Source organism: Pseudomonas sp. EL_65y_Pfl2_R96 (genome assembly GCF_963970905.1).
Classification (GTDB): Bacteria; Pseudomonadota; Gammaproteobacteria; order Pseudomonadales; family Pseudomonadaceae; genus Aquipseudomonas.
Map to the genome: position 1 here is coordinate 1 of NZ_CAXAQH010000030.1, position 20429 is coordinate 20429.

A 20429-nucleotide genomic window follows, 5' to 3' on the forward strand; every position below is an offset into this window, starting at 1 on the left:
GTCGACGATGTAGGTGTCGTTGCCGCTGCCACCGATCATCAGGTCGGCACCGGTTCCGCCATCCAGAACGTTGCTGCCGCTGTTGCCGATCAGACGGTTGCCCAGGGCGTTACCGGTGGCGTCGAGGCTGTCGCTGCCGGTGAGGGTCAGGTTCTCCAGATTGCTAGTGCTGCCCAGGGTGTAGCTGATCGACGACATGACTGTGTCGATTTCGCTCAGCGAGGTGCTGGTTTCCACCACCACGTCACCCACGTTATCCACAACGTAAACGTCGTTGCCTGCACCGCCAATCATGAGGTCTTGGCCGGCACCGCCATTGAGAACGTTACCCAGTGCATTACCTGTCAGGTCATCGTCAAAAACCGAACCAGTGGCATTTTCGATTTTGGTGCCATAGGCGATCGCCAGCCCGTCATTGATCAGTTCCAGGTTTGCTAAGTCGACGAATGCCTTGCCGATATTGCTGAACGTGCCCTCATTCAGGTTCAGGCTGACGGCCGCCAGCTGGTTGCTGGCATCGATCGTATCGTTTCCGCCGGCATCCCAGATGGTTTCGAACACTGATTGATCTGGTGCCCAGCGATAGACGTTATTGCCGGTTTGCCAAAGCATGTTGGCGCCGTACATCTTCTGGATAGCGAGAATATCCAGCAGCATCGGTGTCGTCGGCTGATAGGAATACGCATTGTTGTAACTCATGACCGTGAAATGCAAATCGTCGAGCGCAGGATTGATCACCGTGCTGTTGGATGGGCTTGCCTCGAATGGATGCTTGAGGCCCAGGGCATGACCGATTTCATGCACAAACGTCATAAAGTCGTAGGTGCCTTTGACGGGCGTCGGATCATCCGTGTTCGGTCCGATCCAGACATCTCCGCCCAGTGGTGTGTCATCTGGGGAGTAGGCCCAGGCAGCGGCGTCGTCGTCCAAATCCCAATAGCCGCCGAAACGCAAGTCGCCGGCGCTGCTGATATTGTCACTGACCTGGGTGAATTTGACATTGGCCACGGCGCTCCACGCGCCAAGCGCCCCAGTCACGGCGTTTTGTTGGGCTGATGTCAGGGCGAAACTGTTCAGGAACTCTTTTTCGGTGCTGTACTTGGCGGAGAAGTACGATTGGCCTGGATTGACGAAACTATAGGTCAAGCGCGTTGCGAAGAAGTCGCCGCCCCAGTCAGGACTCAGCCATTGGGTGCCATAGATCAGACTGTCGATCTTTGAGTCACCAGTCAGAAAAGAAGGCCGAGTTAATACGTAACCAAGAGGAGACGACATCTGAATATCCTGAATGGGTTTGCGACCGTCCTGAATGTGGCCGCTACAAGGAGGCGATTTTGTATCAGAAATAGCGCCAATTGATATCACCTGGCCATTATTTTTTGTAATTGGCGTCAAATAACTGGCATGCAAGCTGTATCGGCGTCTCACGTTGAACCTGAAGAAAAAGTTGACTGGTATTCTGCTCAAATCGACTCGTCAGGACTCTCTATGAATGCCTCAATTCCCGCGCTGATCCGCGAAACCTTCCCCGTCGGCCCTTTGCAGTGCAACTGCACAATCATCGGCGACCCCATTACCAAAAAGGCCATCGTCGTCGACCCTGGCGGCAATCACGAACTGATCCTCGCTCGCCTCGACGCGTTGGGCTTGAAGGTGGTCAGCATCATCCACACCCACGCGCACCTCGATCATTTCCTGGCCTCCGGTCAGTTGAAGGAGAAAACTGGCGCAACGCTGCACCTGCATAAGGAAGATCAATTCCTCTGGGACAATCTGGAGATGCAGTGCCAGATGTTCGGCGTGCCCTACACCCCGGTGCCATCGCCGGATCGCTGGTTGGCCGACGATGAAGAGCTGGCTTGCGGTTGTGGCGTGGCGTTGCACACACCGGGTCATACGCCCGGTTCCATGAGCTTCTGGTTTTCAGAGGCTAAGCTGCTGATTGCCGGTGACACGTTGTTTCGTCGCGGGGTAGGGCGTACGGATTTGTGGGGTGGCGATCAGGCGACCCTCGTGCGTTCGATCAAGCAACGGTTGTATACCCTCGACGAAGAGGCAACCGTGGTGGCCGGGCATGGCCCGGACACCTGTCTGGGCGATGAAATGCGCGGCAACCCCTTTGTGCGAGCCTGATGCTGCAGTTGTGAAAGGCACGACGGAATTTTTGGCGTTGCCCATGATCCAACGCCCGCATAGGTTCATTGCTTAAGTCCGTTGCACCACAGAATGCAAAAAAGTAGGAGCTCCTCCATGTTCACCTCGCGTCGTTTGATTGTTGTCGCTACTGCGGTGGCTCTGTTGTCTGGTTGTGCATCGCCGAACCCTTATGACAACCAGGGTCAGGCTGATGGTGGCTCCACGGGCATGAGCAAAACCGCCAAATACGGTGGCCTCGGCGCCCTGGCCGGTGCGCTGGCCGGTGCTGCCATCAGTCACGATAACCGTGGCAAGGGTGCGCTGATTGGTGCCGCCGTGGTGGGGGCTTCCGCCGCCGGTTACGGTTACTACGCCGACCAGCAGGAGAAAAAACTGCGGGCCAGCATGGCCAACACTGGGGTTGAAGTGCAGCGTCAGGGCGATCAGATCAAGCTGATCATGCCGGGCAACATCACGTTCGCCACCGATTCGGCGAACATCGCGTCGAGCTTCTACCAGCCGCTGAATAATCTGGCGGGCTCGCTCAAGGAGTTCAACCAGAACCAGATCGAGATCGTCGGCTACACCGACAGCACCGGCAGCCGTCAGCACAACATGGACTTGTCCCAGCGTCGCGCCCAGAGCGTGGCGACGTACCTGACCTCCCAGGGTGTCAGCGGCACCAACCTGTCGGCGCGTGGTGCCGGGCCGGATAATCCGATTGCCAGTAACGGCGATGTCAATGGCCGGGCACAGAACCGCCGCGTCGAGGTCAACCTGAAGGCGATTCCAGGTCAGGAATATCAGCAGCAGGGCCAGCCTGTTCAGCAGTATCAGTAACAGCCTGACTGAATCCCAGGCGTACAAAAAACCGCCCGATCCTCAACAGATCGAGCGGTTTTTTGTTGTCTGCTCAGGCCCTATCGCGAGCAGGCTCGCTCCCACATTAGACCGAGTTGCTGGATCGGTACGCGGTCATATGTGGGAGCGAGCCTGCTCGCGATGAGGCCCGCGCTGGCAAAAGCCATCAGAAACAAAAAAGCCCTCGGACAATCGCTTGTCCGAGGGCTTTTTGTGTCGCGCGAAACCTGATTACTTCTTCAGGCCGTAATGCTCATCGAGCATGCCCGGCGCGTTCGGGGCTTTGGGGGCGTAGTCGCGAGGCGGCTCCTGATCGCGCGGTGGCGTCAGGCGCTCCCGTGGAGCCTGCGCCGCGTCGGCGTGCAGGGCAGCCAGCAAGCGTTGGCGAGTCTGCTCGTCCAGGGCCAGACGGTTGGCACCCTCGGTGAGATGATCCTGCACTTCCTGATAGCTTTGAGTCAGTTTCTTGACCAGTGTTGCAGTGCTGTTGAAGTGGGTGACCACTTCGTTCTGGTAACTGTCAAAACGTTCCTGAATATCATCCAGCTGACGTTGCGTGCGGTTAGGCGCGGCATTCGGCACCAGGCGAGCGATCAGGAATCCAATGGCGACACCCACAACCAGGGCAAGAGTCGGCAACAACCAAACTAAGAGCGAGTGTTCCACGAGTCCTTCCTCTATAAACGGCTTTGCTTTACGTTAACGGCTCGAACCTGCGCTGTATACCGCGATTCACTCGCAATAGATTGGCACAGACAATTGGCTAGACGAGTCGACCCGATTCGAGGTCACGGAGTTCCTTCCTTGCTTATGCGCGAAACCCCTGTAGTGATTGATGGCCCGGTCGGCCAACTCGAAGCACTTTACCTGGACAACGACCAGGCCCGCGGCCTGGCGCTGATCTGCCACCCGAACCCGGTGCAGGGCGGCACCATGCTCAACAAGGTCGTCTCGACCTTGCAGCGCACCGCGCGCGACGCCGGTTTGATTACCTTGCGTTTCAACTACCGTGGCGTCGGCGCCAGTGAAGGCGCACACGACATGGGCACCGGCGAAGTCGACGATGCCCAGTCGGTGGCCGAGTGGCTGCGGGCCAAACATCCAGAAATACCTTTGACCCTGTTCGGTTTCTCCTTCGGCGGTTTTGTGGCAGCAAGTCTCGGCGGGCGTCTGGAAGCCGGGGGCGAGCAGCTCAAGCATCTGTTCATGGTCGCGCCTGCCGTCATGCGCCTGGGCGATCAGGATCAACTGCCGCACCAAGGTGCATTGACCCTGATCCAGCCGGAAACCGACGAAGTCATCGATCCGCAGCTCGTTTACGACTGGTCCGACGCACTCGATCGCCCCCATGAGCTGCTGAAAGTGGCAGAATGCGGACACTTTTTTCATGGCAAGCTGACCGATCTCAAGGATCTGATCCTGCCGCGTCTTTCGAATTGATTGCAGTCTGACAAGCGATTACCCATGACGACTCGTACCCGTATCCTCACCGGCATCACCACCACCGGCACGCCGCATCTGGGCAACTACGCCGGCGCCATCCGTCCGGCGATCGTTGCCAGCCGTGACAGCAATGCCGATTCGTTCTACTTCCTGGCCGACTACCACGCCCTGATCAAATGCGATGACCCGCTGCGCATCCAGCGCTCGCGTCTGGAAATCGCCGCGACCTGGCTGGCCGGTGGCCTGGACGTGGACCGCGTGACCTTCTATCGCCAGTCCGACATCCCGGAAATCCCTGAACTGACCTGGCTGCTGACCTGCGTGGCCGCCAAGGGCCTGCTCAACCGCGCCCACGCCTACAAGGCGTCGGTGGACAAGAACGTCGAGACCGGCGAAGACCCGGATGCGGGCATCACCATGGGCTTGTACAGCTACCCGGTGTTGATGGCTGCGGACATCCTGATGTTCAACGCTCACAAGGTGCCGGTCGGCCGTGACCAGATCCAGCACGTGGAAATGGCCCGGGACATCGGCCAGCGCTTCAACCACTTGTTCGGTCAGGGCAAAGAGTTCTTCACCATGCCTGAAGCGTTGATCGAGGAGAGCGTGGCCACCTTGCCGGGCCTCGACGGTCGCAAGATGTCGAAGAGCTACGACAACACCATTCCGTTGTTCAGCAGCGCCAAAGAAATGAAGGACGCGATTTCGCGGATCGTGACCGACTCCCGGGCTCCGGGCGAAGCGAAGGATCCGGATAACTCGCACCTGTTCACCCTGTTCCAGGCGTTCGCCACCCCGGCGCAGGCCGACGAATTCCGCAGCGAACTGTTGCAGGGCCTGGGTTGGGGCGAGGCGAAGAATCGCCTGTTCCAGCTGCTGGACAACGAATTGGGCGAGTCTCGTGATCGCTATTACAAGCTGATCGAGCGTCCGGCGGACCTGGAAGACATTCTGCAGATCGGCGCCAAAAAGGCCCGTGCCGTGGCCACGCCGTTCCTCAACGAACTGCGTGAAGCGGTCGGCCTGCGTTCTTTCGTTGCCCAGACCCAAGTCGCGACTGCCACCAAGAAGAAAGCCGCCAAAGCCGCGCGTTTTGTCAGCTTCCGTGAAGACGATGGCAGTTTCCGCTTCCGTCTGCTGGCGGCCGATGGTGAGCAACTGCTGTTGTCGCGCCACTTCGCCGACGGCAAAACCGCAGGGCAAGTGACCAAGCAGCTGCAATCCGGTCAGCCGCTGGACGTGCGCAGCGAAGACCTGAACTTCAGTGTCTGGCTGGAAGGCGAGTGTGTTGCCGACAGCCCGGCCTTCGCCGACAGCGCTGTTCGCGATGCTGCCATCGACGCGTTGCGGGTTGCGCTGACCCCGGTTCAGGAATAATCAACGGCCCGGTCCGACCAAGGGCCGATTGCCATTCCCACGGGCCGTCGCTACAGTGACGGCCCGTTTTTGTTGCCTTGCTAACGAATTATGACGCCCCTAGAACGATATCAAGCTGATCTGAAACGCCCGGAATTCTTCCATGACGCCGCGCAGGAAACCGCCGTGCGCCATTTGCAGCGTCTGTACGACGATCTGGTCGCGGCCTCGCAGAACAAACCGGGCCTGCTCGGCAAACTGTTTGGCAAGAAAGACCAGATGCCGGTCAAGGGCCTGTACTTCTGGGGCGGCGTTGGTCGCGGCAAGACTTACCTGGTCGACACCTTTTTCGAAGCCTTGCCGTTCAAGGAAAAGACTCGCACTCACTTCCACCGCTTCATGAAGCGCGTGCACGAAGAGATGAAGACCCTGGGCGGCGAGAAAAACCCGCTGACTATCATCGCCAAGCGCTTCTCCGACGAGTCGCGAGTGATTTGTTTCGATGAGTTCTTCGTCTCCGACATCACCGACGCCATGATCCTTGGCACGTTGATGGAAGAACTGTTCAAGAACGGCGTGACCCTGGTCGCGACCTCGAACATTGTGCCGGATGGTCTGTACAAGGACGGCTTGCAACGTGCGCGCTTCCTGCCGGCCATTGCGCTGATCAAGCAGAACACCGAGATCGTCAACGTCGACAGTGGCGTCGATTACCGTCTGCGTCACCTCGAGCAAGCGGAGCTGTTCCACTTCCCGCTGGATGCAGCCGCCCAGGAAAGTCTGCGCAAGAGCTTCCGCGCTTTGACGCCGGAATGTACCGCAGCCATCGAGAACGATGTGCTGGTGATCGAGAACCGTGAAATCCGTGCCGTGCGCACCTGCGATGACGTGGCCTGGTTCGACTTCCGCGAACTCTGTGACGGCCCGCGCAGCCAGAACGATTACATCGAGCTGGGCAAGATTTTCCACGCCGTGTTGCTCAGTGATGTCGAGCAGATGAGCGTCACCACCGACGACATCGCCCGACGCTTTATCAACATGGTCGACGAGTTCTACGACCGCAACGTGAAGCTGATCATTTCTGCCGAAGTCGAGCTCAAAGACCTCTATACCGGCGGTCGTTTGAACTTCGAGTTCCAGCGCACCCTCAGCCGCCTGCTGGAAATGCAGTCGCATGAGTTTCTGTCCAGGGCGCACAAGCCGTAGGGCGGTTCGGCAAATAAAAAAGAGCCTGCATATGCAGGCTCTTTTTTGTGCGCTGTAGAAACTGTCTGGCTCACCAAGCCCCCTGTGGGAGCGAGCCTGCTCGCGATTGCGGTCTGTCAGTCACCTCTTTTTTGGATGTGAGGCCGTCATCGCGAGCAGGCTCGCTCCCACAGTTGATTGTTGTTCTCTAGGGCTATGCCGCCTGCTGAAACTGCTGCCGATACTGGTTCGGCGACAACTCCGTGTGCTGGCGGAACAGCCGGGCGAAGAAGCTCGCGTCGTCGTAACCGACTTCATAACTGATGGTCTTGATGCTCTTGCGGCTGGCGGACAACAAGCCCTTGGCGGTTTCGATGCGCAGGCGTTGCAGGTAATGCAATGGTTTGTCGCCGGTGGCGGTCTGGAAGCGGCGCATGAAGTTGCGGATGCTCATGCCGTGTTCGCGGGCCACGTCTTCGAAGCGGAATTTGTCGGCGAAGTGTTCTTCGAGCCAATGCTGGATCTGCAGGATGATCACGTCCTGGTGCAGTTTCTGCCCGCCGAAACCGATCCGTCCCGGCGCGTAGCTGCGCTGCACTTCATAAAGAATGTCACGGGCAACGGCCTGGGCCACGTTGGCACCGCAAAAGCGCTCGATCAGGTAAATGTAGAGGTCGCAGGCCGAAGTGGTGCCGCCGGCGCAATACAGGTTGTCGGCGTCGGTCAGGTGCTTGTCCTGATTGAGTTGAACCTGTGGGAAGCGTTCGGCGAAGGCATTGAAGAATCGCCAGTACGTGGTCGCTTCCTTGCCATTGAGCAGCCCGGCTTCGGCGAGCCAGAACACCCCCGTGGCTTCGCCGCACAGCACTGCCCCGCGGGCGTGTTGTTCGCGCAGCCACGGCAGCACCTGTGGATAACGTTTGCAGAGCGTGTCGAAATCGTCCCAGAAGGCGGGAAGGATAATGACGTCAGTATTTTCCAGGCCGCCGTCCACCGGCATGATCACATCGCTGAAGCTGTTCACCGGTTTGCCGTCGGGGCTGACCAGCCGGGTTTCAAACGCCGGTGTCAGGCCGTGGCCCAGTTGTTTGCCATAGCGCAGGCTGGCCAGATGGAAGAAATCCTTGGCTTGCATGAGGGTGGAGGCGAAAACCCGATCGATGGCCAGGATACTGACACGCCGCAAGGGCTTGGAGACTTGGTTAGACATAATTCAACTTTATTCTTATAGGGGAAAGTGGTCACCAGACGGCTGGATCGTCTTATTTTTTGTCGGGTGTGTCCAGTGTCCTGTATCGGAAGCGAGGCATAGTCTCTGAAGGTCAATTCCGTCTAACAAAACGACAGGTGCCCCATGATCCCCAGAACCTTGTTCAGTCCCGAGCACGAACTTTTTCGCGACAGCGTGCGAACGTTCCTCGAAAAAGAGGCCGTGCCGTTCCATGGGCACTGGGAAAAACAAGGCTATATCGAGCGCAATCTCTGGAATAAGGCAGGGGAGGCGGGGATGCTTTGCTCCCATCTGCCGGAAGAATACGGCGGGCTGGGGGTGGACTTTCTCTACAGCGCGGTGGTGATCGAGGAGGTCGGCCGTCTGGGGTTGACCGGGATCGGCTTTTCTCTTCATTCGGACATTGTTGCGCCTTACATCCTGCATTACGGCAGTGAAGCGCTGAAACACAAATACCTGCCCAAACTGGTGTCTGGCGAGATGGTGACGGCCATTGCCATGACCGAGCCCGGTGCGGGTTCCGACCTGCAAGGGGTGAAAACCACTGCGGTGCTGGACGGCGACGAATATGTGATCAACGGTTCGAAGACCTTCATCACCAACGGCTTTCTGGCTGACCTGGTAATCGTCGTGGCCAAGACCGATCCGAAGGCTGGGGCGAAGGGCACCAGTTTATTTCTGGTGGAGGCCAACACTCCGGGCTTCGCCAAAGGCAAACGTCTGGAAAAAGTCGGCATGAAGGCTCAGGACACCTCGGAGCTGTTTTTTCAGGATGTGCGTGTGCCGAAGGAAAACCTGCTGGGCCAGGCCGGGATGGGCTTCGCTTACCTGATGCAGGAATTGCCCCAGGAGCGTCTGACAGTCGCGGTGGGCGGCTTGGCGTCAGCCGAAGCGGCGTTGCAATGGACGCTGGATTACACCCGTGAGCGCAAGGCCTTCGGCAAGGCCATCGCCGATTTCCAGAACACCCGCTTCAAACTGGCTGAAATGGCGACCGAGATCCAGATCGGCCGGGTCTTCGTCGATCGCTGTCTGGAACTGCATCTGCAAGGCAAGCTCGACGTGCCGACAGCGGCGATGGCCAAGTACTGGGGCACCGACCTGCAATGCAAGGTGCTCGACGAGTGCGTGCAATTGCATGGCGGTTACGGGTTCATGTGGGAATACCCGATCGCCCGGGCGTGGGCGGATGCGCGGGTGCAGCGGATTTATGCCGGGACCAACGAAATCATGAAGGAGATTATTGCGCGGTCGCTGTAATTTGCGGTGACTGGGCGGACGCCATCGCGGGCAAGCCACGCTCCCACAGGTTTGTGATTTCCTGTGGGAGCGTGGCTTGCCCGCGATTGGATCTAAAGATCAATCAAGGCGCAGGATTCGGCTGATCCTGGTGAATCGCCTCGATCCCCTCAATCACTTCATCGGACAGTTTCAGATCGAAGCTGGCAATGTTGCTGTCCAGTTGCTCAAGCGTGGTGGCGCCAATGATGTTGCTGGTCACGAACGGCTGCTGCGTGACGAACGCCAGCGCCATCTGCGCCGGATCCAGGCCGTGTTCACGGGCCAGCGCCACATAACGGCTGCACGCTGCCTCCGATTGCGGGTTGAAGTAGCGACTGAAGCGGCTGTAGAGGCTCAGGCGACCTTTGGGTGGGCGCGCGCCACCTTCGTACTTGCCCGACAGGAAGCCGAACGCCAGCGGCGAGTAGGCGAGCAAGCCGCACTGTTCGCGGATGGCGATTTCCGCCAGGCCGACTTCGAAGCTGCGATTGAGCAGGTTGTAGGGGTTCTGGATCGATACGGCGCGCGGCCAGCCACGGGCTTCGGCGAGGGCGAGGAAACGCATGGTTCCCCACGGGGTTTCGTTGGACAGGCCGATGTGGCGGATCTTGCCGGCCTTGACCTGCTCGTCCAGCGCTTCGAGCGTGTCTTCGAGCGGGGTGAGGTTGACTTCGCTCTTGTGCTTGTAGCCCAGTTGCCCGAAGAAATTGGTGCTGCGTTCCGGCCAGTGCAACTGATAGAGGTCGATGTAATCGGTCTGCAAGCGCTTGAGGCTGGCGTCCACGGCTTCGACGATATGCTCGCGATTGTGCTTGAGGTTTTTGTCGCGGATGTAGTCGATGGTGTTGCCGGGGCCGGCGATCTTGCTCGCCAGGATCCAGTCGGCCCGATCGCCGCGACTTTTGAAGTAGTTGCCGATGTAGCGCTCGGTGGTGGCGTAGGTTTCGGCTTTGGGCGGCACCGGGTACATCTCGGCGGTGTCGATGAAATTGATCCCGGCGCCCTTGGCGCGTTCGATCTGGGCGAAGGCTTCAGCCTCGCTGTTTTGCTCGCCCCAGGTCATGGTGCCGAGGCAGATTGCACTCACGTTCAGATCGGTACGTCCTAGCTGGCGATAGTCCATCGGGTGCTCCTTGGGCAAAACAATCATAAAAGCAGGTTGAAATATTTTTCGCAATCTGCATAATTGCGCACCTCTTTCTGCAGTGGAAGTGATGCGCCGCCGCCGAAGAATCTTGCCGTTGAACGGACGCGCCGACCCGAGCCCCCGAAAGCGTCTGTATCCGGCTGCCTTTGACTTGTCAAAGTACGCACTATTCAGTAAGATCCGCCGTCTAATTTACAGGGCGGCCCCTGAGGCTATAAAGAATGAAAACTTTTACTGCTAAACCGGAAACAGTACAGCGCGACTGGTTTGTCGTCGACGCTGCAGGTCAGACCCTGGGTCGTCTGGCCACCGAAATCGCGAGCCGTCTGCGTGGCAAGCATAAAGCTGAGTACACTCCTCACGTTGACACCGGCGATTACATCGTCGTTATCAATGCCGAGCAGATTCGTGTAACCGGTGCTAAAACCACCGACAAAATCTACTACTCCCACTCCGGTTTCCCGGGCGGCATCAAGTCGATCAACTTCGAAAAGCTGATCGCTAAAGCCCCTGAGCGCGTGATCGAGACCGCGGTCAAAGGCATGCTGCCTAAGAACCCGCTGGGTCGCGACATGTATCGTAAGCTGAAAGTCTATGCGGGCGCTGTACACCCTCATACTGCTCAGCAGCCCCAAGAACTGAAGTTTTAACGGAATAGTTCATTATGTCGGCGACTCAAAATTACGGCACTGGCCGTCGCAAGACCGCAACCGCACGCGTTTTCCTGCGTCCGGGCACTGGTAACATCTCCATCAACAACCGTTCGCTGGATAATTTCTTCGGCCGCGAAACTGCCCGCATGGTAGTTCGTCAGCCGCTGGAATTGACTGAGACTGTCGAGAAGTTCGACATCTACGTCACCGTGATCGGCGGTGGTGTAAGTGGTCAAGCTGGCGCGATCCGCCACGGTATCACTCGCGCTCTGATGGACTACGACGAAACTCTGCGCGGTGCTCTGCGCAAAGCCGGCTTCGTAACCCGCGATGCACGTGAAGTTGAACGTAAGAAAGTCGGTCTGCGTAAAGCGCGTAAGCGTCCGCAGTACTCGAAGCGTTAATTCGCTTTCACGTTCAAAAAGAACGCCCAGTTTCCTTGCGAAGCTGGGCGTTTTTTTATGGGTGCGATTTATCAGAGAATTGCGCTGTGACAACTTGCCACATCCGCAGAGGCCCTATACTGCAAGGCTTGGCAGTGGAGCCTCTGGGTAATTACCTTGTCAGAATTGGGGCTTTTCATTACCATTCGGCAAAATTTTTATAAGTTCAGATTTTTACTTAGTAGACGCCTGATTTAACAGGCCACAAAGCTGATGGGAGAGGACTGAATGAGCAATGACGGCGTGAATGCAGGCCGGCGTCGCTTCTTGGTAGCAGCCACATCCGTGGTGGGTGCTGCAGGAGCGGTGGGGGCTGCGGTCCCGTTCGTGGGGTCATGGTTTCCCAGTGCCAAGGCGAAAGCCGCAGGTGCACCGGTGAAAGTGAATGTCAGCAAAATTGAGCCAGGTCAGCAAATGATTGCTGAGTGGCGCGGTCAGCCGGTGTTCATCGTCCGCCGTACCGAGGAAATCCTGGGGAATCTGAAAAAGATCGAGGGCCAGTTGTCTGACCCCGCCTCCAAGAACTCTACGCAACCGACCTATGTTGACCCGCAGACGCGTTCGATCAAGCCAGAAGTCCTGCTGCTGATCGGTATCTGCACACACCTGGGTTGCTCACCGACCTTCCGTCCGGAAGTGGCTCCTGCGGACCTGGGCAAGGATTGGGTCGGGGGTTATTTCTGCCCTTGCCACGGTTCTCACTACGATCTGGCTGGCCGCGTCTACAAGTCGCAACCCGCGCCTTTGAATCTGCCAGTTCCCCCGCATTCCTATGAGACCGATGACATCATTGTCATTGGCGTCGATACGGAGAAAGCGTGATGAGCAAGTTCATGGATTGGGTTGATGCGCGCTTCCCCGCGACCAAAATGTGGGAAGACCATCTCAGCAAGTACTACGCCCCGAAGAACTTCAACTTCTTCTACTTCTTTGGCTCCCTGGCACTGCTCGTTCTGGTCAACCAGATCGTTACCGGTGTCTGGCTGACCATGAGCTACACCCCGTCGGCGGAAGAAGCGTTTGCCTCCGTCGAATACATCATGCGCGACGTCGAGTACGGCTCGATCCTGCGCCTGCTGCACTCCACCGGCGCTTCGGCGTTCTTCATCGTGGTTTACCTGCACATGTTCCGTGGCCTGCTCTACGGTTCGTACCAGAAACCACGTGAGCTGGTGTGGGTGTTCGGCATGCTGATTTACCTGGCGCTGATGGCTGAAGCCTTCATGGGTTACCTGCTGCCATGGGGTCAGATGTCCTACTGGGGCGCCCAGGTGATCATCTCGCTGTTCGGTGCGATTCCAGTCATCGGTAACGACCTGACCCAGTGGATCCGTGGTGACTACCTGATTTCCGGTATTACCCTGAACCGCTTCTTCGCCCTGCATGTGGTTGCCCTGCCGATCGTGATCCTCGGTCTGGTGGTGCTGCACGTTCTGGCGCTGCACGAAGTCGGTTCGAACAACCCTGACGGCGTGGACATCAAGAAACACAAAGACGAAAACGGCGTACCGCTGGACGGCATTGCCTTCCACCCGTATTACACCGTGAAAGATATCGTCGGCGTGGTGGTGTTCCTGTTCATCTTCTGCGCCATCGTGTTTTTCTTCCCGGAAATGGGCGGGTACTTCCTCGAGAAGCCGAACTTTGAAGTGGCGAACGCCTTCAAGACCCCTGAGCACATCGCTCCGGTCTGGTACTTCACGCCGTTCTACGCGATTCTGCGGGCGGTTCCGGACAAGCTCCTGGGTGTTGTTGCCATGGGTGCTTCGATTGCCTTGCTGTTCGTCCTGCCCTGGCTTGACCGTAGCCCGGTCAAGTCCATGCGCTACAAGGGTTGGCTGAGCAAGATCTGGCTCTGGGTGTTCTGCATCTCCTTCGTGATTCTTGGCTGGCTGGGCGTCATGGCGCCTACCCCGGAACGTACGTTGCTGTCGCAGGTTTGTACCTTCCTGTACTTCGCCTACTTCATTCTGATGCCGTTCTACACCAGGCTCGAGAAGACCAAACCGGTTCCGGAAAGGGTGACTGGCTGATGAAAAAGCTATTTGCTGTACTGATTCTTGCGGCGATGCCTGCACTGTCTTTTGCGGCCGAGCACGGTGGTCCAGAGCTGGAAAAGGTCGACATCGACGTTTCCGACAAGGCTGCCATGCAGGACGGCGCGCGTACGTTCGCCAACTACTGCATGGGTTGCCACAGCGCCAAGTTCCAGCGTTACGAGCGTGTCGCCGATGACCTGGGCATTCCTCATGAGCTGATGCTCGAGAAGCTGGTGTTCACCGGCGCCAAGATCGGCGACCACATGAACATCGGCATGCAGCCAGCTGACGCCAAGACCTGGTTCGGTGCAGCGCCGCCGGACCTGACGCTGGTGGCTCGCGTTCGTGGCACGGACTGGCTCTATGGCTACCTGCGTTCGTTCTATGAAGACCCGTCGCGTCCATGGGGCGTGAACAACAAAGTGTTCCCGAACGTCGGCATGCCTAACGTTCTGGTCGGCCTGCAGGGTCGTCAGGTGGTAGGCTGTAAACAAGTTCAAATCGTCGAAGACGGCAAGAAGCAATACGATCCGCTGACCGGCACCGCTTTGACTCATGAAGCTTGCGATCAACTGACGGTATTGCCGAAAACCGGCGCGCTGAACGAAGAGCAGTTCGATGAGAAGGTCAAGAATCTGGTGACTTTCCTGGCCTACTCGGCCAACCCGGTGAAGCTGCAGCATCAGCGCATCGGTACCTATGTGTTGCTGTACCTGGCGTTCTTCTTCGTATTCGCTTACTTGCTCAAGCGTGAATACTGGAAAGACGTCCATTGATAAAGCTGTAAGCCATTGCTGTTAATCGCGCGCGCCCAAGGGCGTCTCCAAGGTGTAACGAGTCTGGTGAGCCAGGCGTTACGGGAGGCGCCCTCTGGGCGCGTGTGTTTTTCCGTTTTCGATAATTTCAACAAGCGAGGAGGACCGCCATGGGCGTGACCAATCGGTTGGCCTGTTACTCCGACCCCGCCGACCACTATTCCCACCGAGTGCGCATCGTACTTGCAGAGAAGGGTGTCAGCGCCGAGATCATTTACGTGGAAGCTGGTCGCCAGCCGCCTAAACTGATCGAAGTGAACCCTTACGGAAGCCTGCCCACCCTGGTCGATCGTGACCTGGCATTGTGGGAGTCGACCGTGGTGATGGAGTATCTGGATGAGCGTTACCCGCACCCGCCGTTACTGCCGGTTTATCCCGTGGCGCGTGCCAACAGCCGTCTGCTGATTCATCGTATTCAGCGTGACTGGTGTGGCCTGGTGGATCTGATTCTGGATTCGCGGACCAAGGAGGCAGCCCGTGTCGTGGCTCGTAAAGAGCTGCGCGAAAGCCTGACAGGCGTGTCGCCGTTGTTCGCCGACAAGCCGTTTTTCCTCAGTGAGGAACAAAGTCTGGTGGATTGCTGCCTATTGCCAATACTCTGGCGATTGCCGATTTTGGGTATAGAACTGCCGCGGCCTGCCAAGCCGCTGCTTGATTACATGGAGCGCTCGTTTGCGCGTGAGGCATTCCAGGCGAGTCTGTCTGGTGTCGAGCGCGATATGCGCTAAGGCTTAAGGAGCCGCTATGAACTCCAGTCGACCTTATCTGGTCCGCGCGCTCTACGAGTGGATTGTGGACAACGATTGCACCCCGCACATGCTGGTCAATTCCGAGTATCCGTCGGTGCAGGTGCCTCAAGGGTTTGCCAGTGAGGGGCAGATTGTCCTGAACGTATCCCCGGCGGCCGTGCGTCATTTGCACATGGACAACGAGGCGGTCAGCTTCGAAGGGCGCTTCGGTGGCGTGCCACACACCCTGTACGTGCCTATCGCGTCGATCCTGGGCATTTATGCTCGGGAGAACGGTCAGGGCATGGTGTTCGATCTGGAATCGCCTCTGGAAGACGAGGAAGAGATCGAGCCGGATGATGTTCCGCCACCCGACAGTGAGCCGCCGCGTCCCAGCGGTCGACCGAGTTTGAAGGTGGTGAAGTAATAAAAAAGGCGATCCGAATGGATCGCCTTTTTTATTACGTAGGAGCTGCCGAAGGTTGCTCCTACAGGGGGCGATGGCGATCTCGAGGATGCCATCGCCGGGCAAGTATCAGTCGATGTACTCAAACAACTTCACAATCTTCTGCACGCCGGAAACGCCTTGTACCAGATTGGTCGCCTGCGCCGCTTCCTGCTTGGTCAGCAGGCCCAGCAGGTAGACGATACCGTTTTCAGTCACGACCTTGATGCGCGAGCCGGGGATAGAGGCATCGGTGAGCATCTGGGTCTTGATCTTGGTGGTCAGCCAGGTGTCGTTCTGACGTGCCAGCAGTGAGGACGGTTGCAGCACTTGCAGTTCGTTGTGCACTTTCTTTACACGCTGAACGGAGGCGGCAACCTGTTCGGCCTTGGCCTTGAGGTCGGCGCGAGGGGTTTGCCCGGCCAGCAGCACCACACCGTTGAAGCTGGTGACGACGATGTGCGAGTCGTTGTCCAGGGCTGGATCAGCCTTGGCGATGTTCACACCGACCTTGGTGTCGATCAGGGAGTCGTCGATTTTGCTGCCGAAGGTGCGGGTGCCGCGGTCATCGTCGATTGGCGCTTCACGGCTGGCGTTAACCACCGAGGTGCAGCCACTGATGCCGAGGCACAGGGTCAAGGCCAGAAGGCCTAGGCGATTAGGGGTCATTCTTCACTCCCGAACAGTTGGCTGTCGATCAAGTCGCAAAGGCAATGGATCGCCAGCAGGTGGACTTCCTGAATACGTGCAGTGACGTTGGCCGGTACGCGAATCTCGACGTCCTCGGGCAATAGCAATGACGCCATGCCGCCGCCATCACGACCCGTCAATGCTACGACAATCATTTCACGATCATGTGCGGCCTGGATCGCTTGAATTATGTTTGCCGAGTTGCCGCTGGTGGAAATCGCCAGCAATACGTCACCCGGCTGGCCGAGGGCGCGAATCTGTTTGGAGAAGATTTCGTTGTAGCTGTAGTCGTTGGCGATCGAGGTGATCGTCGAGCTGTCGGTGGTCAGCGCGATGGCCGGCAGGCTCGGGCGCTCGCGTTCGAAGCGGTTGAGCAATTCGGACGAGAAGTGCTGTGCGTCACCGGCAGAACCGCCGTTGCCGCAGGAGAGCATTTTGCCCTCGTTGAGCAGGGCGTTGACCATGACCTGGCTGGCTTGCTCGATGTGCGGTGCAAGTACGTCCATCGCCTGTTGCTTGGTGTCGATACTGGCCTGAAAAAGCTGGCGAATTCGCGATTGCATGTCCATCTGTGTGACCTTAATTAGCGCGGCTACTCGGCACATGAATGTGCAGCCCGCAAAGCAAAGAGCAAAAGTGTTGGGTAAAGGTGTCCGGTTCGGGGCGCAAGCGATCAGCTGTCGAAGGCATTCTGCAACCAGTTCAATTGATCAAGGCTGCTGTCGATGGCAACCACGTCGAAACGGCAGGGGGAATTGGCCCAACGCGACTCGCGCTGAAGAAAATACTGCGCGGCGAAAATCAGTTTCTGCCGTTTGCGCCCATCGATGCTATCGAGTGCGCCACCCCATTGGGTGTTTTTTCTGTAGCGGACTTCGACGAATACTACTGTATCGCCATCAAGCATGACCAGATCAAGCTCGCCGCGTTTACACAACCAGTTCTGCGCCAGCAGGCGCAGACCCTGTTGCTGAAGATGCTCGAGCGCATGACGCTCGGCATCTTTACCGCTTTGCTGGCGTGACCTGTCGGGCATTAGCGCGAGGTGTCCGGCAGGCGTTGAACCTGACCGTTGACGAACTCTGCCCATGGCAACTGGCGCTCGACCCGTTGATTCTGAGTCATGCCCAGGCTACCCGATTGGCCTTCGATGCGACTGTCCGGCAAGGCCTTGAGTTGCCCCAGACGCGGTGCCAGGCGATAAGCGTCGACGCCCATCGCGTACAGACGACCCAGGCTGCCGCCGGCTTGTGGCCATTGTGCGGTGACCTGTTTACGCAGCGGGTCGTTGGCATCCAGCAGCCATGGGGTTTCGCAGAAGCGAATACCGTTCATGTCGTTGTACTGGTTCTGGTCGCCGCTGGCGCTGAACACGTGGGAGGTGGCGTAAACCGGCACATCGCCCGCGTACTGGAAGTTCAGGGTCGGTTTGATCTGTTGAGCCTGTTGCGGTGTCGCGGCCAGGAAGATGAACTCGATGTCCTGACGACGCGAAGGCTGGGCGGCTACCTGCGAGCCAACGGTGCTTTGCAGGCTCTTGGCGCGGCCTTCGCTCTGGCGCAGCTGGAACATGTCGGCAATCTGCTGTGCCAGTTGCACCGGTTGGTCGACACGCTCGGTAGCGACGATGCTGCCACCGTTGGCTTGCCAATCCTGGCTGAATGCCCTGAGTACGCGATTGCCCCATTCGCCTTTCGGCACCATGATGGCGGCGCGATGCAGGCCATCGGCGCGCGCACGGCGAGATACTTCGCGGGCTTCGTCTTCAGCGGCAAGACCGAACTGGAACAGTTGGGCCGGACCTTGTTCGCCCTCGCTGTAGTTCAGCGCCAGGGTGGTGATCGGCAATTGCGGGCGAGTGCTGAGCTGTTTGACCAGCGGCTTCTCCAGTGGGCCGATGACCAGTTGCACGCCATCGGCCTGGGCTTTGCGATAGAAATCGTCCAGCGACATCCGCGGCGGCACAGTGGTCATTATCGAACTGTCATAAAATACGATGGCTGGCGGATTCTGCCCGGCTTGTTGCGCCTGGTAGTGAGCAGCCACGATACCTTCACGCAGTGCCTTGCTGGCAGCCGCCAGCGGGCCATCTGCTTGAGGCAGCAGCACGGCAATTTTGCTCAAAGGCTGGCTAGCCAGTTCCTTGAGCTTGGTCAGTGGCAGCGGCAGTTGGAGAGCGGCCGGGTGCTTTGGATTCTGTTCGCGCCAGTTGTCGATCGCGGCTTGCTGCTGTTCCAGGGTGCCAGCCGTTTTCACCGCCTGCGCCAGGCTCATCCAGCCGCCGAGGTCGTCATCGGTGGTCGGCTGCAATTGATCGGTCGGCAGCGAAGCGATCAGGGTCCAGATCGCTTCGTGGTTCTTGCTGGCGGCTTCACCTTCAAGCATTGGGGCAATGAAGATGCGCTCCCGTGCGGCGGGGAGGGTCTGGCCGTCGGCTTCAAGGGCGCGGGCATGCACGGTGCCGGTGCGAACCTGTTGTTCGACCGGCAGTTCGCCCAGGCGTTGCAGGCTCGGATGGCTCAGGAAGGTCAGCGCCGCTTTGGGCTGATTGCGGACCATGGCCAGTTCAGCCGCCAGGGTACTGGCGAAGACCTGTTGGCCAGGCTTGAGTTGTTCCATCGGTACTTGTTGCAGGATTTGCGCGGATCGGCCGGCATTGCCCTGACGATAAGCCAGGTCTGCCGCACTCAAGCGCAGCAAGGCTGCCTTGTCCGGCGTTTTGCTTTGAGCAGCCTGTTCGAGCAGTTGCTCGATACTGGCATCCGGGGTCCGTGGAAGTTCGCCAAGGCTGGAGGAGGGCGAGCTGGCGCAAGCCGCCAGCAAGGCAGCGAGGCAGAGGGCAGAGAACAGCCGCAGGCAAGCGATCATGTAAGTGTTCCTGATACTCGATCAAATTAGCGTGGAATTGTACCCAAGCGCTGGCCGGGACGCGATGTTACTGGCGTGAATCGATCAATTTAGCTCGTGCAAATGTTGCTGCACTGCACAAAAGGCTGGAAAACCGAGGGTTGCTCGCAGGTATCACGAATGTCGCTACGCGCTACAATAGCGGCTTTTACCGATCATGAGGTGTGCGCTTTGACTGCTCCAGGTGCTTTGAATTCCGCTGCTGGCTCGCTTTATGTGGTGGCGACGCCCATCGGCAACCTGGATGACATCAGTGCGCGTGCGCTGAAGATCCTGCGCGAGGTCGCCTTGATTGCTGCCGAAGACACTCGCCACTCCCAGCGATTGATGCAGCATTTCGGCATACCCACGCCGCTGGCGGCCTGTCATGAACACAACGAGCGGGATGAAGGTAGCCGTTTTATCACCCGTCTGCTGGCGGGCGATGATGTGGCGTTGATCTCCGACGCCGGGACGCCGCTGATTTCCGATCCGGGTTATCACCTGGTGCGTCAGGCCCGTGCCGCGGGGATCAATGTGGTGCCGGTTCCGGGCGCCTGTGCGCTGATCGCGGCACTCTCGGCGGCGGGGCTGCCGTCCGACCGTTTCATCTTCGAAGGGTTTCTGCCGGCCAAGGCTGTCGGTCGGCGCGCTCGTCTGGAACTCATAAAAGAAGAGCCGCGCACGCTGATTTTCTATGAAGCCCCGCACCGGATCCTTGAATGCCTGCAAGACATGGAGCTGGTATTTGGCGCCGAGCGTCCGGCGTTGCTGGCGCGCGAACTGACCAAGACCTTCGAAACCCTTAAAGGTTTGCCGCTGGCCGAGTTGCGTGAGTTCGTCGAGTCGGACAGCAACCAGCAGCGCGGAGAGTGCGTAGTGCTGGTCGCCGGCTGGTCTGCACCCGAAACCGAGGACGCTGTCAGCAGTGAAGCAATGCGTATTCTCAACTTGCTGCTCGAAGAGATGCCGCTCAAGCGTGCCGCGGCATTGGCGGCGCAAATTACCGGCGAACGCAAGAATGTGCTCTATCAGGTCGCGCTGGATAAGCAAAAGGGCGAGTAAAACCGATGCGCAGCGCCGGGCAGAG

At 58.4% G+C, this 20429-nt stretch carries 22 protein-coding genes; 14 read left to right on the plus strand and 8 right to left on the minus strand.

Annotation, left to right across the window (positions count from 1 at the left end; genetic code table 11):
* Positions 1-1410: M10 family metallopeptidase C-terminal domain-containing protein (locus tag AACY49_RS23970; protein ID WP_339526833.1), on the minus strand; the 1410-nt coding region annotated here is incomplete at its 3' end.
* A 78-nt stretch (positions 1411-1488) separates the two neighbouring features.
* Here AACY49_RS23970 and AACY49_RS23975 point away from each other — a divergent pair.
* Together AACY49_RS23975 and AACY49_RS23980 are read left to right on the plus strand one after the other, a co-directional pair.
* Positions 1489-2133, plus strand: coding sequence for an MBL fold metallo-hydrolase (locus AACY49_RS23975; RefSeq protein WP_339526835.1), 645 nt, complete (start codon positions 1489-1491; stop codon positions 2131-2133).
* A gap of 117 nt (positions 2134-2250) precedes the next feature.
* On the plus strand, positions 2251-2976 hold the full coding sequence (locus tag AACY49_RS23980; protein WP_258699131.1) for an OmpA family protein: 726 nt from the start codon (positions 2251-2253) through the stop codon (positions 2974-2976).
* A gap of 252 nt (positions 2977-3228) precedes the next feature.
* On the opposite strand, the gene AACY49_RS23985 is transcribed toward AACY49_RS23980, so the two are convergent.
* Complete coding sequence (locus AACY49_RS23985) at positions 3229-3663, minus strand: YhcB family protein (RefSeq protein ID WP_258699132.1); 435 nt, start codon at positions 3661-3663, stop codon at positions 3229-3231.
* Positions 3664-3807: 144 nt separating this feature from the next.
* Here AACY49_RS23985 and AACY49_RS23990 point away from each other — a divergent pair, with 144 nt between their 5' ends.
* The 3 genes from AACY49_RS23990 (at position 3808) to zapE (ending at position 7002) form a co-directional block, all read left to right on the plus strand.
* Complete coding sequence (locus AACY49_RS23990) at positions 3808-4437, plus strand: alpha/beta hydrolase (protein WP_339526839.1); 630 nt, start codon at positions 3808-3810, stop codon at positions 4435-4437.
* 24 nt (positions 4438-4461) lie between these two features.
* Positions 4462-5817: a tryptophan--tRNA ligase gene (locus tag AACY49_RS23995; protein WP_339526841.1), complete on the plus strand. Its 1356-nt coding sequence runs from the start codon at positions 4462-4464 to the stop codon at positions 5815-5817.
* Positions 5818-5907: 90 nt separating this feature from the next.
* Entirely contained in the window at positions 5908-7002 is a 1095-nt protein-coding gene (zapE, locus tag AACY49_RS24000; protein ID WP_258699135.1) for a cell division protein ZapE, read from the plus strand.
* A 193-nt stretch (positions 7003-7195) separates the two neighbouring features.
* On the opposite strand, the gene AACY49_RS24005 is transcribed toward zapE, so the two are convergent.
* Positions 7196-8092: a GlxA family transcriptional regulator gene (locus AACY49_RS24005; RefSeq protein ID WP_339526889.1), complete on the minus strand. Its 897-nt coding sequence runs from the start codon at positions 8090-8092 to the stop codon at positions 7196-7198.
* A 243-nt stretch (positions 8093-8335) separates the two neighbouring features.
* On the opposite strand from AACY49_RS24005, the gene AACY49_RS24010 reads away from it, so the two are divergent.
* A complete protein-coding gene (locus tag AACY49_RS24010) occupies positions 8336-9472 on the plus strand; it encodes an acyl-CoA dehydrogenase family protein (RefSeq protein ID WP_339526843.1) in 1137 nt (378 codons plus the stop codon).
* A 103-nt stretch (positions 9473-9575) separates the two neighbouring features.
* Here AACY49_RS24010 and AACY49_RS24015 read toward each other — a convergent pair whose 3' ends face one another.
* Complete coding sequence (locus AACY49_RS24015; RefSeq protein ID WP_320393349.1) at positions 9576-10616, minus strand: NADP(H)-dependent aldo-keto reductase; 1041 nt, start codon at positions 10614-10616, stop codon at positions 9576-9578.
* Between the two features lie 245 nt (positions 10617-10861).
* On the opposite strand from AACY49_RS24015, the gene rplM reads away from it, so the two are divergent.
* The 7 genes from rplM to AACY49_RS24050 all read left to right on the plus strand — a co-directional run bounded on the left by rplM (position 10862) and on the right by AACY49_RS24050 (position 15745).
* On the plus strand, positions 10862-11290 hold the full coding sequence (rplM, locus tag AACY49_RS24020; RefSeq protein WP_007905295.1) for a 50S ribosomal protein L13: 429 nt from the start codon (positions 10862-10864) through the stop codon (positions 11288-11290).
* A 14-nt stretch (positions 11291-11304) separates the two neighbouring features.
* Positions 11305-11697 carry a 30S ribosomal protein S9 gene (gene rpsI, locus AACY49_RS24025; RefSeq protein WP_003205364.1) on the plus strand — a complete coding sequence of 131 codons (393 nt, stop codon included), beginning with the start codon at positions 11305-11307 and terminating at the stop codon, positions 11695-11697.
* A 267-nt stretch (positions 11698-11964) separates the two neighbouring features.
* Entirely contained in the window at positions 11965-12558 is a 594-nt protein-coding gene (gene petA, locus AACY49_RS24030) for a ubiquinol-cytochrome c reductase iron-sulfur subunit (RefSeq protein WP_258699138.1), read from the plus strand.
* Complete coding sequence (locus AACY49_RS24035; RefSeq protein ID WP_258699139.1) at positions 12558-13769, plus strand: cytochrome b; 1212 nt, start codon at positions 12558-12560, stop codon at positions 13767-13769. The genes petA and AACY49_RS24035 overlap by 1 nt, the downstream gene beginning before the upstream one ends.
* Positions 13769-14551, plus strand: a complete 783-nt coding sequence (locus AACY49_RS24040; protein WP_258699140.1) for a cytochrome c1 — start codon at positions 13769-13771, stop codon at positions 14549-14551. The genes AACY49_RS24035 and AACY49_RS24040 overlap by 1 nt, the downstream gene beginning before the upstream one ends.
* 149 nt (positions 14552-14700) lie before the next feature.
* Positions 14701-15318, plus strand: coding sequence for a glutathione S-transferase N-terminal domain-containing protein (locus AACY49_RS24045; protein ID WP_007905304.1), 618 nt, complete (start codon positions 14701-14703; stop codon positions 15316-15318).
* Between the two features lie 16 nt (positions 15319-15334).
* A complete protein-coding gene (locus AACY49_RS24050) occupies positions 15335-15745 on the plus strand; it encodes a ClpXP protease specificity-enhancing factor (protein ID WP_258699141.1) in 411 nt (136 codons plus the stop codon).
* Between the two features lie 108 nt (positions 15746-15853).
* Here AACY49_RS24050 and AACY49_RS24055 read toward each other — a convergent pair whose 3' ends face one another.
* From AACY49_RS24055 to AACY49_RS24070, 4 genes are all read right to left on the minus strand, one after another.
* A complete protein-coding gene (locus AACY49_RS24055) occupies positions 15854-16432 on the minus strand; it encodes a BON domain-containing protein (RefSeq protein WP_007904376.1) in 579 nt (192 codons plus the stop codon).
* On the minus strand, positions 16429-17022 hold the full coding sequence (locus tag AACY49_RS24060; protein ID WP_007904374.1) for a phosphoheptose isomerase: 594 nt from the start codon (positions 17020-17022) through the stop codon (positions 16429-16431). Before AACY49_RS24060 ends, AACY49_RS24055 begins: the two co-directional genes overlap by 4 nt.
* 104 nt (positions 17023-17126) lie before the next feature.
* Positions 17127-17489 (minus strand): YraN family protein, encoded by a 363-nt coding sequence (locus AACY49_RS24065; RefSeq protein ID WP_258699142.1) that lies wholly within the window; start codon positions 17487-17489, stop codon positions 17127-17129.
* Complete coding sequence (locus AACY49_RS24070) at positions 17489-19321, minus strand: penicillin-binding protein activator (RefSeq protein ID WP_339526848.1); 1833 nt, start codon at positions 19319-19321, stop codon at positions 17489-17491. The genes AACY49_RS24065 and AACY49_RS24070 overlap by 1 nt, the downstream gene beginning before the upstream one ends.
* 210 nt (positions 19322-19531) lie before the next feature.
* Between AACY49_RS24070 and rsmI the strand changes: the two genes are divergently transcribed.
* Positions 19532-20404, plus strand: a complete 873-nt coding sequence (rsmI, locus tag AACY49_RS24075) for a 16S rRNA (cytidine(1402)-2'-O)-methyltransferase (protein WP_339526850.1) — start codon at positions 19532-19534, stop codon at positions 20402-20404.
* Positions 20405-20429 lie beyond the last annotated feature (25 nt).